This is a genomic window from Streptomyces sp. NPDC018031, assembly GCF_044327625.1.
Taxonomy (GTDB): Bacteria; Actinomycetota; Actinomycetes; order Streptomycetales; family Streptomycetaceae; genus Streptomyces.
On sequence record NZ_JBIRFT010000025.1, the window covers coordinates 64,734 to 78,989 of the forward strand.

Below are 14,256 nucleotides of genomic sequence, written 5' to 3' on the forward strand. Positions count from 1 at the left end.
TGAAAGGGATGTTGCTCGAACAAGGGGCCGCTTGTTCCGCTAGTCTCGTTCCGGCACATCGGTCACCGGTCACCAGGCGGGCGAGCACTCCAGGGGGGTCCGTGTGTGAAGACCTGGGGTTGGAGAAGCTCCTGAGCGAGGAGGGCTTCTTCGCGCGGCTGCTCGGGCGGTCCCCGTCGGGTGGTGGTCGGCAGCAGCTGTACGGACCCGACCTTCCCGTGGTGCTGCTCACCGGCGGCCCGGGCATGGGCAAAGGGCGGCTGCTGCGCGAGGTGCGGGACCGCTTCGCCACCAAGGTGCCGGTGATCTTCCTGGACTGTGACTCGCCGGTGTACGCGGACCGGGCGGAGCCGGAGCAGGGCGCCCGCTCGGCCGGGACCGAGCTGCTGGTCGAGGTAGCCCGGCGGCTGTGCGCCTGGCAGGGGACGGGTGGCTCGTTCGCCTTCCCGCGTCTCTTCACGGGTCTCGCGATGATCGCGACCGGCGTCACGGACGGCACCCCCGAGGCGGTCGCGACCGAGGTCGAACGGTACGAGGAGCTGCCCCAGCGGCAGCGCTTCCGCGGCCTGGGCGCCGGTGACTTCTGGCGGGGTGTGCTCCGTGGCACCATCCGGAACCTGCTGACGACCCTCTCCGGGCAGGCGCTCGACCCCTACTCGGCGGCGGTGAGCAACGCGCTGCTGGACGCCCTCTTCGAGCGCCTGGCACCCCGGGGCAGGGCGGAACTGGAGCGGATCTACGGTGCGTATCCCGGCGCGGCCGGTCAGCCCAGGCACGGGCTGCGCAACCTCGCCGCCGACTTCCAGGCCGGCGGCGAGGCGCGGGAGCTGGCGGAGAGCTTCCTCTTCCGGGCGCTGCGCGAGGACCTGGAGGCGGGGTACGCCTCGGCGTCCGGCTGGCTGCGCCGGGTCGGTCGGCCGGGGCTGCTGCTGGACCGCGCCGAGTCCGAACTGGGGGAGCAGCTGCTGCGGGCCGTGCTCACCGACCGCCGCGGCGGGCAGCGCGACCGCGTGGTGATCGTGGGCACCGCGCGCCGGGCGGACGGCGGCGCCTTCCTGCACGGCGGCCGGCCGGCCCAGGCGGTGGTGCCCCCGGCGGAGTTCCGTCCGGCCGACGGCGGCCCTCCCGCGTGGTCCCGGCGCGCGAGCGGAGCAGCGGACCAGGCGCCGCTGGCCGACGGGGTGCTCCTGCTGCGGATGCCCCGTCTCACCGGCGACCAGCTCCGCCGGGAGACCGAGCGCAGGCAGCAGCGTTCGGAACCGGAGGGCGGCACCAACCGCCGCCGCATCGACGCCGCCGTGGCACGGCTGAGCGGTGGAAGACCGCACACGGTGATCCGGCTGGCCGCCGCTGCCGCCGACTTCCGGATGCCCGCCGACGCCAACGACCGGGACATCCTCGACGCCCCGCTGCGGACCGCCGCCAACGGCGCTCCGGAACAGCCGGTGGCGGAAGTGCTGCTGCGGGAACTGGTCGTGGACCAGATGCCGGTGCGGTTGCCCACCGAGCACCGCGACCAGTGGCTCGATCTGCTCACCCATCTGTCGGTGGCGCACGACGAGGAGTGTGCGGACGTCCTGCTCCGCCACCACCAGCGCGGCCGGGTGCACCGGGTGACGTCGCACCACGTCTCGCAGCTGCTCACCGACACCGGGTGGCCGGCCTGCGAACGGCACTTCATCGGAGACTTCGGACTGCGCCAGCTGCTGGTGCACCGGCTGTACGGGCTGCGTCCCGGCGGCGCCGCCTGGTACGCCGACCACCATCTGCTGCGGGACCACTACGCGGGACGCGCGGCGGACGAGGAGGCGCCGAGCGGCGCGGCGTTCCGTTCGGTCACGGCGCACCGGATGAACCACCACCTGGTGTCCGGCGGTGCCGACGAGGTGGTCCGCCATCTCGCCGCCACGCTGCCCGGACGCCCCCGGGAGTGGTGCGCGGAGCTGCTGGAGATCGCCCAGGCGCCGTACCCGGGCGGTGCGGACGCCCGGCGGGAGCGGGCCCAGGGCCTGGTGGCGGTGGACGGACCGGCGCTGCGCCGCACCGTCGACCAGTTGCTGCACGCGGTGTGGCTGTGCGAGGAGCGGACCCGGCCGACCGGGAAGGAGACGGCCGGCACGCTGGCCACGTTGCTGGGCCTCCTTTCGATCATGGAGTTCGACGGCGCGGGACAGCTCAGCAGGACGGCTACCGAGTGGAGCGACCTGGCGGAGAACGAGCAGCCGTTGCTGCGCTGCACCTGTACCGGACAGCTGGGGCGAAGGAGGTAACCCGGGATGCCCAGATGGAAGAAGATCCTCTACGCGCTGCTGGTCGTGGCGGCGATCACGGTGTGCGGCCGGCTCGCCTGGTCCATCCTCCAGAAGCCGGACACCTGCACCGACGGGATCGAGCGGATCGGCGGCGAGTGCGTCGGCGTCGACGGAGAGGGCTACGACTTCGGCACCCCGGAGATCCGCGACGTGGCGCAGGCCATCGCACGCGAGAACGAGCGGATCGCCGACCAGCCGTACGTCACGGTGGCGATGATGCTGCCGCTCCAGTCGGACAAGGCGGCGCTGCGCCGCCAGATGCGCAGCGACCTCCAGGGCGCCTATCTGGGGCAGCGGCAGGCCAACGCGGGCGAAGGGGAACCGCCGAAGATCCGGTTGGTGCTGGCGAACCCCGGACGGAACTACGGGCAGCAGGAGAGGGTCGTGGACACCCTGCTGCGGATGGCCGACTCGTCCGACGACCGGCTGCGCGCCGTCACCGGCTTCAACCTCAGCCTCGACGCCACCGAGCAAGCCGTCCGGCGGCTGACGGAACACAAGGTGCCGGTACTCGCCTCCCGGATAAGCGGGGACCGGATCGCGAACGAGGACCGCGCCGACGGAATGGCCCGGCTGCGGTTCCCCGGCCTGGCCCGGATCATCCCCACCAACCGCGAGGCGGCCCGGGCGCTGGCCGACTTCAACGGCGAACGCGGCCGGGAGAACCGCCGGACGGTGCTGGTCTACGACAGGCGCTCGGACGGTTACAACGAGTCGCTGGCGAAGGCGTTCAGCGGGATCGAGGAGAAGGGCCCGCCCGGCCCCGCCGCGATGTCCTTCGAGTCCCCGGCGATCGACGAGCCCGGCTCGACCGGCAACCAGTTCACCGATACGGCCAACAACATCTGCGACTCCGAGGCCGACACCGTCTACTTCGCGGGCCGGACGCTCCATCTGCGGCTCTTCGCGCTCAAGCTCGCCCAGGTGGGCTGCAAGGACCGGCACTACACCATCGTCAGCGGGTCCGACGCCGCCTCGCTGCGGCAGGACATGTCGGAGAAGGACTGGGAACAGCTGCGCGGCGAGGACGGCGAGGCGAAGGTGACGCTGCAGTACGCCGCCCCGGCACACCCCGACGCCTGGCGTACCGAGCTGGCCGCCTGGCACCGGAAGTGGGACGCGGACCATGACCGCGAGCCCGCCGAGGAGGAGCTGCCCCAGTACCTCACCGAGCCCAAGGCGGCCCTGGACACCCTGCGGAAGCGGATCGCAACCACGCGGACCGAGGGGGTGCGGCTCGGCGCCGCCCCGAACCTCACGGACTCCCGGACGATGCTGGTGTACGACGGCCTGGTCACCATCGGCAAGGCGCTGCACCAGGCGCAGCGGGGCGGTGCCGAGGCGGTGCCGAGCCGGGAGGACGTCGGCCGGCAGTGGTCGTTGCTCCAGTCCCGGCACCGGGTACCGGGTACCAGCGGACTGATATGCCTGACCAGCGGCGGCAACGCGTACGACAAGCCGGCCGCGATCGTCCAGCTGGATCCGGGCCGGAAGGGCCACGGCACACTGGAGTTCGTCGGACTCGGCTGGCCCACCGGCCGGGAACAGCCGAAGAACTGCGTGATCCCCAGCAGCACCCCCTGAGGGGTGTCCCCGGTGCGGGGCGGTGCGGCCGGACGACGGCACCGGGTGCCAGGCGCGGTCGGTAGACGCGCCGGCACGCCCGGATCGGCGGGGGAGACGCCCTCAGTCGTTGTTCAGGGCGAAATCGAGGACGTCCGCGATGCAGCCGGCGGCCAGGAACTTCACCTGGAACATGTCCCCGTTGTCGCCGCCTCTCCCCTGCCACTTCTTGTAGCTGTCCTCGGACAAGTCCTTCGCGGCGTCGCGTGCCTTCTGCAGTTTCTTCAGCGCGATCTCGCCGGCGTCTCCGGGCATGGGTCCCTCCGTCTCCGCGGGGCAGCACTGCCAGTCTGGGCGACCGGAGGCGGCAGCGCTCCCGGGCGGACCCGTTCGTGGGTCGTACGGGCCCGCGGCGTCGCTCCGCCGCGCCAGCAGCCGGCCCGGCGCGGCTCGAGCGTCGTCGGCGGATCCGTCGTGGCCGAACGTCAGGGACCCGGCGGCGCGCCCTCGTCCCCTCGCGCCCGGGCCCGCCTGGTGGCCAAGGTGCCGACGGCGTGAGCATGCTGGTCCGGTCACCGCGATGGGGCCGGAACCGAGGAGGCGAGCGATGACGCCGAGGGAGCGGAAGGCCACGGCTAACGAAGGCAGGGCACGACCGGCGGGGCCGCGGCCCGATCGGCTGCCCCGGGCCGTCTACGACACCGAACTGCTCCGCCTCCAGACGGAGCTGGTCAAGCTGCAGGAGTGGGTCCGGGCCGAAGCCCGGCGGCTGGTCGTGGTGTTCGAAGGGCGCGACGCGGCCGGGAAGGGCGGCACGATCAAACGGGTCACCGAACACCTCAACCCGCGGGTGGCCCGTGTCGTGGCACTGCCGGTGCCCACCGAGCGCGAGCGCACCCAGTGGTACTTCCAGCGCTATGTGGAGCAGCTTCCGGCCGCCGGCGAGATCGTGCTGTTCGACCGCAGCTGGTACAACCGGGCCGGTGTCGAGCGGGTCATGGGTTTCTGCACACCGGAGGAGCACCGGCGCTTCCTGCGGCAGTGCCCCGTGGTGGAGAGGATGCTCGTGGAGGACGGGATCCTGCTGCGCAAGTACTGGTTCTCGGTGAGCGACGCCGAGCAGGAGCGGCGGTTCCGGAAGCGTCTGGACGATCCGCGACGGCGCTGGAAACTGTCCGACATGGACCTGGAGTCCTTCGCCCGGTGGGAGGCGTACTCGCGGGCCAAGGACGAGATGTTCGAGCACACCGACGTCCCGGAGGCGCCCTGGTACGTGGTGGAGAGCGACGACAAGCGCACCGCGCGCATCAACATGATCGCCCACCTGCTGTCGAGCGTCCCGTACGGCGAGGTGGAGCCGCCGCGGCTGCGGCTCCCCCGACGGCCGGCGCCCACCGGGTACCAGCGCCCGCCGAAGGACCGGCAGACCCACGTCCCCGATCACGCGGCCAGGCTCGTGGGCCCGGTCGAGGGCGGCGGGAGCCGATGAGGGGCGCACGTCCGGCGGTGGTGGGGCTCGTTCGCCGCCGGCGGAGGCGTCCCGCCCCCTGCGGTCCGGGCCATGCGGCGTCGCGCCGTGTCCGGTCGGGCTCGCCCCTGCCGGGGGCGGGGGCGTGCCCGATCGGGTCGTGGTCAGGCGGCGGTCCGCTTCCAGTGCTGGTTGTGTCCGCCGTTGCAGGCCCACTGTTCCAGGGCGGCGCCGTCGGTGGTCGCCTGGTTCACCACGTCCAGGCACTTGCCGCTGTGCCGGGCGGCGAGCTGGACGTACTCCGTGGAGTCGGTCGCCTTGATCTTCCACTGCTGCGAGGTCCGGCCGTCGCAGGGGTTCTGCACGGCGTACGCGCCGTCCGCGGTGGAGGCGCCGCTGATGTCGAGGCACTTCCCGCTGTGCCGGGCCATGACCTGGACGTAGCCGTTGCCGAGCTTCTTGAGCCAGAAGTTCTGGTTGACGCCGGCGCCGCAGCCCCACTGGACCAGCTGTGCCGCGTCGCCCATCCCGAAGCCGCTCACATCGATGCACTTGCCGCTGTTGCGGGCGGTCAGCGTCTCCCAGGTGACGTTCATTCCGGTCACCTTCCCGGCCGCGGCGTCGATGGTGATCTGCGGTGAGTAGTCCATCGTCATGGTGGTGGCGGTGGGGAACCTCAGCGGCAGCCAGACGTACTGGGAGTCGTTGACCGTGCCGCCCATCGCGTTGCCCCAGCGGTCGCCCAGGTAGAGGTAGCCGGTGCCGTCGGTGCCCTGGACCGGCAGTACGTAGGCGGTCTGGCTGCGGTAGGCGGTGGAGTCGCCGACGTCCTTCAGGTCGCTCCAGGAGCCGGTGATGCTGCCGGCGGTGGCGTACTTCTGCTGGTTGGGGGACCAGCCGGTGGCGCCGGAGGTGAGCAGGAAGTAGACGCCATCGCGCTTGAACATCGCCGGTGCCTCGCGCCACTGGCCCGGCCACAGCTTCTGCACCTGGGACTCCACCTCGGTGTAGTCCGGGGTCAGTCGGTAGACGTGCAGGTCGGCGTTCTCGTTGGCGGCCGAGATCATGTAGCCGCTGCCGTCGGTGTCGACGAAGGTGGTGATGTCGCGGGACATGTGCCCCAGCGGCCGGAAGCTGCCTTTCCAGGTGTAGTCGCCGTCCACCGTGCTGGAGGTGGCCACGGCGGCCCTGGCCTCGCCGTAGTCGTGACCGTTCTCCTTGTGCATCCACATCACGAACATGCCGGTGGCCTTGTTGTACATGACCTTGGGGCGTTCGATGTTGGCCACCTGCAGCTCCGGGTCGGTGGCCTGGGTCAGTACGTGGTTGCGGAACTCCCAGTTCTTGAGGTCGGGGGAGCGGTAGGCGGAGACATAGCGGAAGGTGTTGTCGGCGTTCCGGTTCTCACCGAACCAGTAGTAGTACCGGTCCACCTGGATCACGCCACCGCCGTGGGCGTGGACCGCGGCGCCGGAGGTGTCGGTGAACTGCGTGGCGTTGGTGATGCTCACCGGTGCCGCGTGGGCTGTGCCGGTGATGCCGAGGAGGGAGAGGAGCAGGGCGGACAGCGCGGCGAACAGCGCCGTCGTCCTCGTCGTTCTGCGGGACATGGGTGGAGACCTCTTCTTGTCTTCGTGCACTGCTGGCCCCGGGCCTGGGCAAGCGGGCCGGACGCGCCGGTGGGGGGTGCGCACGGTCGTGGGAGCGCGAGGGGGGTCATGGGTGACCGGTGCGGGTGCTCCGTGGCTGCCAGGCGGGAGACCTGAGCTGGCGTGCAGGTGGGGGAAGGAGGTGAGCCGGTGCCGGCGGTCGGCCGGTGCGCGGCTCGGGTGTGCTCCTCCCCGCCTCCTCGCCCACGGCGGGGAGGCGGGGAGGATGACCCACGGTGTTACGTCGTGGTGTCGTCCCTTTCATGTTTACGTAAACACGGCAGGTTGGCTGAAAGTGTGGGAGCGCCGCGGAGGCATGTCAAGACTTCCGGCACGCCCCTTCCGCGCCGGTCGCGGCCCCGGTCGGCCGGATTCGGTGCTCGGTGAGGGCGGCCGGGGTGACCGTGGGGCTCGCTCACCGACGGCCCGGGTCCGGTCGTGCCGCCCACGGCGGTGTCGCGCGGCCGGTCGACGTGCTCGAGGCCGAGGAAGTCCCGCTCGGCGCTGACCGGTGTCTCGTCCCGGGCGATGGCCGCGGGGTGGGGGGTTGCCCCTGTTGCGGGTGCCGGCCTCGTCGAGCCGGGCGAGGAAGTCGGTGCCCGGCCCGATGTCGTCGAAGGAGCCGCCGCCCGCGAGCGCCGCCGTCTCGTCCTCGAACGGCGGGGAGGCGCCCGACCGCCGGAAGTACGCCGGTCCCAGGGCCACTTCGCCGGGCCCGCGACGGCGGCACCGCGGGGGAGTGCCCCCGCGTGGCCCGGGTTCCCCGCGCACCCCGGGCCGGCCACCCGCTGCCCCGCCAGGTGCCCGCTTCCGGTCCTGGGGCCGGGCCCCGGGTGCGCGCCTGTCAGGCGTGGTGACGCGGCGGCTGGGCCCTTGCCGGCGAGCCACCCGGCTGGCGAGCCGTCCCGGTCCGCGCGGCCCGGGCGGCGCGACGCCCGGCCTTCACCGGCCCGAAGGTGTCCCGGTCGTCGAGGAAACCCTCCAGGGCGAAGGTCGCGGCGCCGAGACTCACCGGGTTGTCCGGAACGGTGCTGCGCTGCAACCGCACGGCCCGGGGCGGCTGCGGAGCCGCGTGCCGTGTGACCGCGTCCCGGGTCTGCCGCAGCAGCGGTTCGTCCAGCCGGTCCGCGAGCAGGCCGCCGACGACGAGCACCTGGGGGTTGAAGAGGTTGAACAGGCCGGCCAGCGCGACGCCGAGGTAGCGGGCGGTCCGCGTGATCGTCTCCACGGCCGCCGGATCGCCCTCGGCCGCCGCCCGTGCGACGGCCTCGACCACCGCCGACTCGTCGCGGGCCCGCAGCAGCGGGCTGTCCGGGGACACCTCGGCGAGGGTCCGCGCGACCCCGGCCGTACTCACGTACGCCTCCACACAGCCGCGCTTGCCGCAGCGGCACTCCCGACCGTCGAGGGCCAGGCAGGTGTGGCCCCACTCACCGGCGCTGTTGGTGGCGCCGCGGTACAGGGCTCCATCGATCGCCATTCCCGCGCCGACGCCCGCGCGGAGGGTGACCACCACCAGGTCGTCGATGTCGCGCCCGGCGCCGAACCACATCTCGGCCACCGTGCTCGCCTTGAGCGGGTTGTCCAGGTAGAGAGGCATGCCGAGCCGCTCGGCCAGCAGGGCCCGCAGCGGTACGTCCCGCCACGACCAGTACGGCGAGAACGCCGACACGCCACCCTCGCGCTCCACCAGGCCGGGCACGCTGACGCCGGCTCCGAGCACCCGCGCGGTGGGCGTGCCGGTGGCCGCCAGCAGTTGCTCCACTCCGGCCACGACCGTGTCCACGACGTCGGCCGGCTCCACCTCCGCCCGGGGGAGCGGCAGTTCCACACTCCGGAGTACCGTCAGCGCCAGATCGAACAGCTGGGCCTGGATGCCGGTTTCGGCGATGTCGATGCCGAGCAGGACACCGCGGTCGGCGTTGACCGCCAGCCGGGCCCGCGGACGCCCGCCTCCCGATTCCTCGTGACCGGCCTCCATCAGCACCTCCGCCTCCAGCAGCTCGGCGGCGAGGTTGGCCACGGTCGCGAACGACAGCCCGGTGGCCGCCGCGATGTCCTGCCGGCTCACCGGGGCGGGGGCCGCGTAGACGCGGCGCAGCGTGTCGAACCGGTTGCGGCGCCGGATGTCCTGAGCGGTGCGTTCGACCACCGTCGCGTCCTCTCGTCGGGTTTGGGGCGTTCACCGGGACGAAGCTTATTCGGGGCCTTGGACCAAGACTATTTACAAGGGTTAGACGAAGTCTTAGAGTCCTGCCGACGACGAGGAGCGATGACATGCGAATGACCGCGGTGCCGTGCACGCCTCGCCCCGGGCGGCTGACCGAGGGGCCGGTGTGGGATCCCCGCCGGCAGGAACTGCTGTGGGTCGACATCACGGCCCACCGGATCCACCGCGGCAGGCTGGTACGCCGGGGTGACGGCAGTGGGCCGCCGGACGTGCTGTGGCAGGCCACGCTGACCCTGGACCGGCCGGTGGGAGCGGTGGCTCCGTGCGACTCCGGAGTCCTGGTCGCGGCAGCCGGTACGGCGTTCGTGCGGCTCGCCGACGCCGAATCCTCCACGGAGATCGCCGCACCGGCCGTCCCTGAGGACGGCATACGCCGACGGATGAACGACGCCAAGTGCGACCCCCGAGGGAGGCTGCTGGCCGGCACCATGGCCTGGGACGTGACCCCGGGAGCCGGCTCCCTGTACCGCCTCGACCCGGACGGTGGCGTCACCACCCTCCTCGACTCGGTCACCATCTCCAACGGGCTGGGCTGGAGCCCGGACGGCCGCCTGCTCTACTACGCCGACAGCGCGACGCGCCGGGTCGACGTCTTCGACTACGACCCCGCCTCCGGAGCCGTCTCCGGCCGCCGCCCCTTCGCCGGTACCGGCGCCGACGGAGAGCCGGACGGTCTGGCGGTGGACACCGAGGGCCGGGTCTGGGTCGCCGTGTGGGGCGCCGGCCAGGTGCGGGCCTACACCCCGGACGGGCAGCCGCACGCGGTCGTGGAGGTCGCCGCCTCCCACGTCTCCAGCTGCGCCTTCGTCGGCCCGGACCTGGACGTCCTGGTCATCACCACGGCGACCGAAGGGCTCACCCCCGAACAATCGCGCGCCGAGCCGGACGCCGGGCGTCTCTTCGTCTGCCGCCCCGGAGCCACCGGCCTGCCCGTCCCGCCGTTCGCCGACGGCCCGGCGCGCCCGCGAACCCCGTCCGCCACCGCTCACCAGCAGGGAGCACCCTCATGACCGAACTCACCGACGCCCTCGCCGCGGCGCCCGTGATCGCGATCCTGCGCTCCGGGTCGGCCCGCCACTTCGCCGACGTCGCCGACGCACTCCACGCCACCGGGATCCGGGCCGTGGAATTCACCCTCACCACCCCCGGCAGCCTCACCGCCCTGCGCGAGTACGCCACCACCAAGCCCGAGGGGCTCGCCCTGGGCGCCGGGACCGTCACCACACCGGTGGCCGCCGAACGCGCGGTGGCATCCGGTGCCACCTACCTCATCACCCCGGCCACCTGCCTGGACGTCGTCGCCGAGGCACAGCGGCTCGGCGTCCCGGTGCTGCCGGGAGCGCTCACCCCCAGCGAGATCCTCACCGTGTGGCAGGCCGGCGCCACCATGGTGAAGCTCTTCCCCGCCTCGGTCGGCGGCCCCGGCTACCTCAAGGCCGTGCGCGCGCCGCTGAAGGGGATTCCGCTCGTCCCGACCGGCGGCATCGCCCTCGACCAGGCCCCCGCCTACCTGTCGGCCGGAGCCGCCGCGCTCGGCATGGGCAGCCCCCTGGTCGGCGATGCCTGCGAGGGCGGCGACCTGGAGGCACTGCGCGAGCGGGCCGCCACGCTGCTGCGGGGGGTCCGCTCATGACCGCGCTCGTCACGCTCGGCGAGGCGATGGCCGTGGTCGCCGCGACCGAACCCGGACCGCTCACCGCGGGCACCCCGCTGCGGCTGGCGTTCGCCGGTGCCGAGGCCACCGTCGCGATCGGCGTCCGCCGCCTCGGGCACCCCACGTCGTGGACGGGCCGGGTCGGCGCCGACGCCGCCGGCACGATGGTCCTGAGCGGGTTGCGGGCCGAGGACGTCGACGTCTCCCGCGCCCGACTCGACGACACCGCACCGACCGGCCTGATGCTGCGTGAACGCCGCACCACCGACCACACCCGCGTCACCTACTACCGCCAGGGCCTGGCCGGATCCCGCCTCGCACCGGAGGACATCGACGAGCGACTCGTCGCCGCGGCGCGGGTCCTCCACATCACGGGGATCACACCCGCACTCGGCGCCTCCCCCCGGGCCGCGGTACACCGCGCCGTCGACATCGCCCGGGCGGCGGGCGTCACCGTCTCCCTGGACCTCAACTACCGGGCGCTGCTGTGGTCCCGGCCCGAGGCGTCCGCCGAGCTGTCCCGCCTCGTCACCCGCGCGGACATCGTCTTCGCGGGCCCGGAGGAGGCCACGCTGGTCGTCCCCGGGGCCGCGCCCGCCGCCATGGCCGCCGCCCTGCTGGAACTCGGCCCGCGCGAGGCCGTGGTGAAGCTCGGCGCGCGCGGCGCCCTCGCGGCCGTCCCCGGCGAGGTGATCCCTCAGGAAATCGTGCCGATCACCGCGGTGGAGCCGATCGGCGCCGGCGACGCCTTCGTCGCCGGGTACCTGGCCGGCCTCCTCGACGGCGCCCCCGTCTCCGGGCGGCTGCGACTCGCCGCCACCTGCGGTGCGTTCGCCGTCTCCGTGCACGGCGACTGGGAGGGCCTGCCCCACCGCGGCGAACTCGGCCTCCTCGGTGGCGAAGACGTCACCCGCTGACCGGGGACCTCTCCGCCGCCATCCAGCCCACGACAGCACAGGAACACCTCATGAAGCGTCTTGACCACACCACCGCCGTCGTCACCGGCGCCTCCTCCGGCATCGGTGCCGCCAGCGCCCGGCGCCTCGCCGCCGAAGGCGCGGCGGTCGTCCTCGCCGACATCGCCGACCAGACCGGCGAAGAGCTCGCGGAGAAGATCCGCGCCGACGGCGGGCGCGCCGTCTTCGTCCACTGCGACGTCTCGACCGAGGACGACTGGACCCGGCTGCGCGATCGCGTACACGCCCTGTTCGGTCCCGTCGGCATCGTCCACAGCAACGCGTTCACGCACCGGGACGTGCCCGCCCATGAACTGTCCACAGCGGAGTGGAACCGCGAGCTGGCCGTCAACCTCACCGCGCTCCACCTCGCCGTGCGCACATTCCTCGACGATCTGCGCGCCGCGCGCGGCTCCTTCGTCGCCACCTCCAGCGTGCACGCGCTGTTCGGGCTTCCCGGCTACCCGGCGTACGCAGCGGCCAAGGGCGGCATGTGCGCGCTCGTCCGCCAGCTAGCCGTCGAGTACGGGCCCGAGGTGCGCTTCAACTCCGTCCTGCCCGGCCCTATCCTCACCGAGACCTGGGACGAGGTGGACGAAGAAGGCCGGCAGCTGTCCGCCCGGGCCACCGCCCTCGGGCGGCTCGGACGCCCCGAGGAGGTGGCCGCCGCCGTCGTCTTCCTCGCCTCCGAAGACGCCTCGTACGTCACCGGCACGACCCTGACCGTCGACGGCGGCTGGGCCGTGAAGAAGGAGTCCAAGTGAAGATCACGTCACTGCGCACGTACCTGGTCGCCCCCCGCTGGTGTTTCCTGCGCATCGACACCGACGAGGGCATCACCGGCTGGGGCGAACCGGTCGTCGAAGGCCGCGCCCACACCGTCGCCGCCGCCGTCGAGGAACTCTCCGACCACCTGGTCGGCCGGGACCCGATGCGCATCGAGGACCACTGGCAGGTCCTCACCAAGGGGGGCTTCTACCGGGGTGGCCCCATCCTCTCCAGCGCGGTGGCCGGCATCGACCAGGCGCTGTGGGACATCGCCGGGAAGGCACTGGGCGTGCCGGTGTGGCAACTGCTGGGCGGCAACGTCCGGGACCGCATCCGGGTCTACAGCTGGATCGGCGGAGACCGCCCCACCGACGTCGCCGAGGCGGCGGCGGCCCGCAAGGCCGACGGTTTCACCGCGATCAAGATGAACGCCTCCGCCCAGCTGCGCCTGATCGACACCCCGGAAGCCGCGCAGGCCATCGCCGACCGGGTGGCGAGCGTCCGGGAGGCGGTCGGCGACCGCTTCGACATCGCGGTGGACTTCCACGGCCGGCTCACCCTCCCCATGGCCCGGCGGGTGCTCCCGCTGCTGGAGCCGTACCTGCCGTTCTTCGTCGAGGAGCCGGTCGTCCCCGAGATGAGCGAGCACATCGGCGACATCGTGCGCTCCACCAGCATTCCCATCGCCACCGGCGAGCGGCTCTACTCCCGCTGGGACTTCAAGAGGGTGCTGGGGGAGGGCATCGCCGTCGCCCAGCCGGATCTCTCCCACGCCGGAGGTATCTCGGAGGTACGGCGCATCGCGGCGATGGCCGAGGCCTACGACGTCTCCCTCGCCCCGCACTGCCCGCTCGGCCCGATCGCGCTCGCCGCCTGTCTCCAGGTCGGCTTCGCCACGCCCAACCTGCTGATCCAGGAGCAGAGCCTGGGCATCCACTACAACGCCGGCTCCGACCTGCTCGACTACCTCACCGACCGGTCGGTCTTCCGGTACGACGACGGGCACGTCGGCCTGCTCACCGCCCCCGGGCTGGGCATCGAGATCGACGAGAAGGCCGTCGAACGCGCCGCGGAGACCGGCCACCGCTGGCGCAACCCGGTCTGGCGGCGGGACGACGGTTCCCAGGCCGAGTGGTGACCTCGGACCGGCCGCTGGCAGTAGGCGGGCGGCGCGGCGGGCGGGGGAGTGGCGCACCGTGGACGAGCCCGCCCACGCGCGCGGGCGTGCCCGCGCGCACCCGCGCCAGGGTCCGCTGGGCCGCATGCGCGGGTGAAGCTACCGGCCGTCTATGGCGCCCCCGCCGTGGCCACGGTCTGCTCGGTCATCGGCAGCTTCCAGCTGTTCACGAGCCGGCCGTGTCGCGGTTGCTGGCGTCCCACGCGATCACCAGTGACTTCACCCCTGCCCTGTACGCCTACGCGCTCTCCTCGCGGGACAGCGGCCGAACTACGCGTAGCACGCCCAGGCCCGGCCCGGCGGCCTCCCCCCGCCGCTGTCCTGTGGCAACCGCGGTCGAGCCCGGCCCCCGGGGGGGCCCCCCCGGGCGCGCCCCCCCCCCCCCACCCCCGGCGGGGGGGGGGCCGGGGGTCGGGGGGGGGGTCCGCCGGCCGGGTCCCCCCCCCGCGGCGCTGGGGTTACCACACCGGCCCCCCCAA

The 14,256-nt window shown here is 73.1% G+C and carries 11 protein-coding genes; 8 read left to right on the top strand and 3 right to left on the bottom strand.

Annotated features, from left to right (window positions below; all coding sequences use genetic code 11):
- Window positions 1-119 precede the first annotated feature (119 nt).
- The gene (locus ACH4B3_RS32090; protein ID WP_398468915.1) at window positions 120-2,270 is read left to right on the top strand and encodes a hypothetical protein; all 2,151 of its coding nucleotides are present in this window, start codon (window positions 120-122) and stop codon (window positions 2,268-2,270) included.
- Window positions 2,271-2,276: 6 nt separating this feature from the next.
- Entirely contained in the window at window positions 2,277-3,896 is a 1,620-nt protein-coding gene (locus ACH4B3_RS32095) for an ABC transporter substrate-binding protein (RefSeq protein WP_398468917.1), read from the top strand.
- Between the two features lie 102 nt (window positions 3,897-3,998).
- Here ACH4B3_RS32095 and ACH4B3_RS32100 read toward each other — a convergent pair whose 3' ends face one another.
- The gene (locus ACH4B3_RS32100) at window positions 3,999-4,190 is read right to left on the bottom strand and encodes a hypothetical protein (protein ID WP_398468919.1); all 192 of its coding nucleotides are present in this window, start codon (window positions 4,188-4,190) and stop codon (window positions 3,999-4,001) included.
- A 292-nt stretch (window positions 4,191-4,482) separates the two neighbouring features.
- Here ACH4B3_RS32100 and ppk2 point away from each other — a divergent pair, with 292 nt between their 5' ends.
- Complete coding sequence (gene ppk2, locus ACH4B3_RS32105; protein ID WP_398468921.1) at window positions 4,483-5,364, top strand: polyphosphate kinase 2; 882 nt, start codon at window positions 4,483-4,485, stop codon at window positions 5,362-5,364.
- A 143-nt stretch (window positions 5,365-5,507) separates the two neighbouring features.
- On the opposite strand, the gene ACH4B3_RS32110 is transcribed toward ppk2, so the two are convergent.
- Both ACH4B3_RS32110 and ACH4B3_RS32115 read right to left on the bottom strand, forming a co-directional pair.
- Window positions 5,508-6,953: an RICIN domain-containing protein gene (locus ACH4B3_RS32110; protein WP_398468923.1), complete on the bottom strand. Its 1,446-nt coding sequence runs from the start codon at window positions 6,951-6,953 to the stop codon at window positions 5,508-5,510.
- A gap of 883 nt (window positions 6,954-7,836) precedes the next feature.
- Window positions 7,837-9,144 carry an ROK family protein gene (locus tag ACH4B3_RS32115; RefSeq protein ID WP_398468925.1) on the bottom strand — a complete coding sequence of 436 codons (1,308 nt, stop codon included), beginning with the start codon at window positions 9,142-9,144 and terminating at the stop codon, window positions 7,837-7,839.
- Window positions 9,145-9,269: 125 nt separating this feature from the next.
- Between ACH4B3_RS32115 and ACH4B3_RS32120 the strand changes: the two genes are divergently transcribed.
- Genes ACH4B3_RS32120 through dgoD form a run of 5 tightly spaced genes read left to right on the top strand, consistent with a single transcriptional unit; the run spans window position 9,270 to window position 13,738 of the window.
- Entirely contained in the window at window positions 9,270-10,232 is a 963-nt protein-coding gene (locus ACH4B3_RS32120) for an SMP-30/gluconolactonase/LRE family protein (RefSeq protein WP_398468927.1), read from the top strand.
- On the top strand, window positions 10,229-10,855 hold the full coding sequence (locus tag ACH4B3_RS32125; protein WP_398468929.1) for a bifunctional 4-hydroxy-2-oxoglutarate aldolase/2-dehydro-3-deoxy-phosphogluconate aldolase: 627 nt from the start codon (window positions 10,229-10,231) through the stop codon (window positions 10,853-10,855). The genes ACH4B3_RS32120 and ACH4B3_RS32125 overlap by 4 nt, the downstream gene beginning before the upstream one ends.
- Window positions 10,852-11,793: a sugar kinase gene (locus ACH4B3_RS32130; RefSeq protein ID WP_398468931.1), complete on the top strand. Its 942-nt coding sequence runs from the start codon at window positions 10,852-10,854 to the stop codon at window positions 11,791-11,793. The genes ACH4B3_RS32125 and ACH4B3_RS32130 overlap by 4 nt, the downstream gene beginning before the upstream one ends.
- A 50-nt stretch (window positions 11,794-11,843) precedes the next feature.
- Complete coding sequence (locus ACH4B3_RS32135; RefSeq protein WP_398468932.1) at window positions 11,844-12,596, top strand: SDR family NAD(P)-dependent oxidoreductase; 753 nt, start codon at window positions 11,844-11,846, stop codon at window positions 12,594-12,596.
- Window positions 12,593-13,738, top strand: coding sequence for a galactonate dehydratase (gene dgoD / locus ACH4B3_RS32140; protein WP_398468934.1), 1,146 nt, complete (start codon window positions 12,593-12,595; stop codon window positions 13,736-13,738). Before ACH4B3_RS32135 ends, dgoD begins: the two co-directional genes overlap by 4 nt.
- The last annotated feature ends 518 nt before the right edge of the window (window positions 13,739-14,256 follow it).

Coding starts and splice junctions, on each gene's coding strand:
- ACH4B3_RS32110 (WP_398468923.1), bottom strand. CDS start 6,953: ATGTCCCGCAGAACGACGAGGACGACGGCGCTGTTCGCCGCGCTGTCC.
- ACH4B3_RS32095 (WP_398468917.1), top strand. CDS start 2,277: ATGCCCAGATGGAAGAAGATCCTCTACGCGCTGCTGGTCGTGGCGGCG.
- ppk2 (WP_398468921.1), top strand. CDS start 4,483: ATGACGCCGAGGGAGCGGAAGGCCACGGCTAACGAAGGCAGGGCACGA.
- ACH4B3_RS32135 (WP_398468932.1), top strand. CDS start 11,844: ATGAAGCGTCTTGACCACACCACCGCCGTCGTCACCGGCGCCTCCTCC.
- ACH4B3_RS32125 (WP_398468929.1), top strand. CDS start 10,229: ATGACCGAACTCACCGACGCCCTCGCCGCGGCGCCCGTGATCGCGATC.
- ACH4B3_RS32100 (WP_398468919.1), bottom strand. CDS start 4,190: ATGCCCGGAGACGCCGGCGAGATCGCGCTGAAGAAACTGCAGAAGGCA.
- ACH4B3_RS32130 (WP_398468931.1), top strand. CDS start 10,852: ATGACCGCGCTCGTCACGCTCGGCGAGGCGATGGCCGTGGTCGCCGCG.
- ACH4B3_RS32120 (WP_398468927.1), top strand. CDS start 9,270: ATGCGAATGACCGCGGTGCCGTGCACGCCTCGCCCCGGGCGGCTGACC.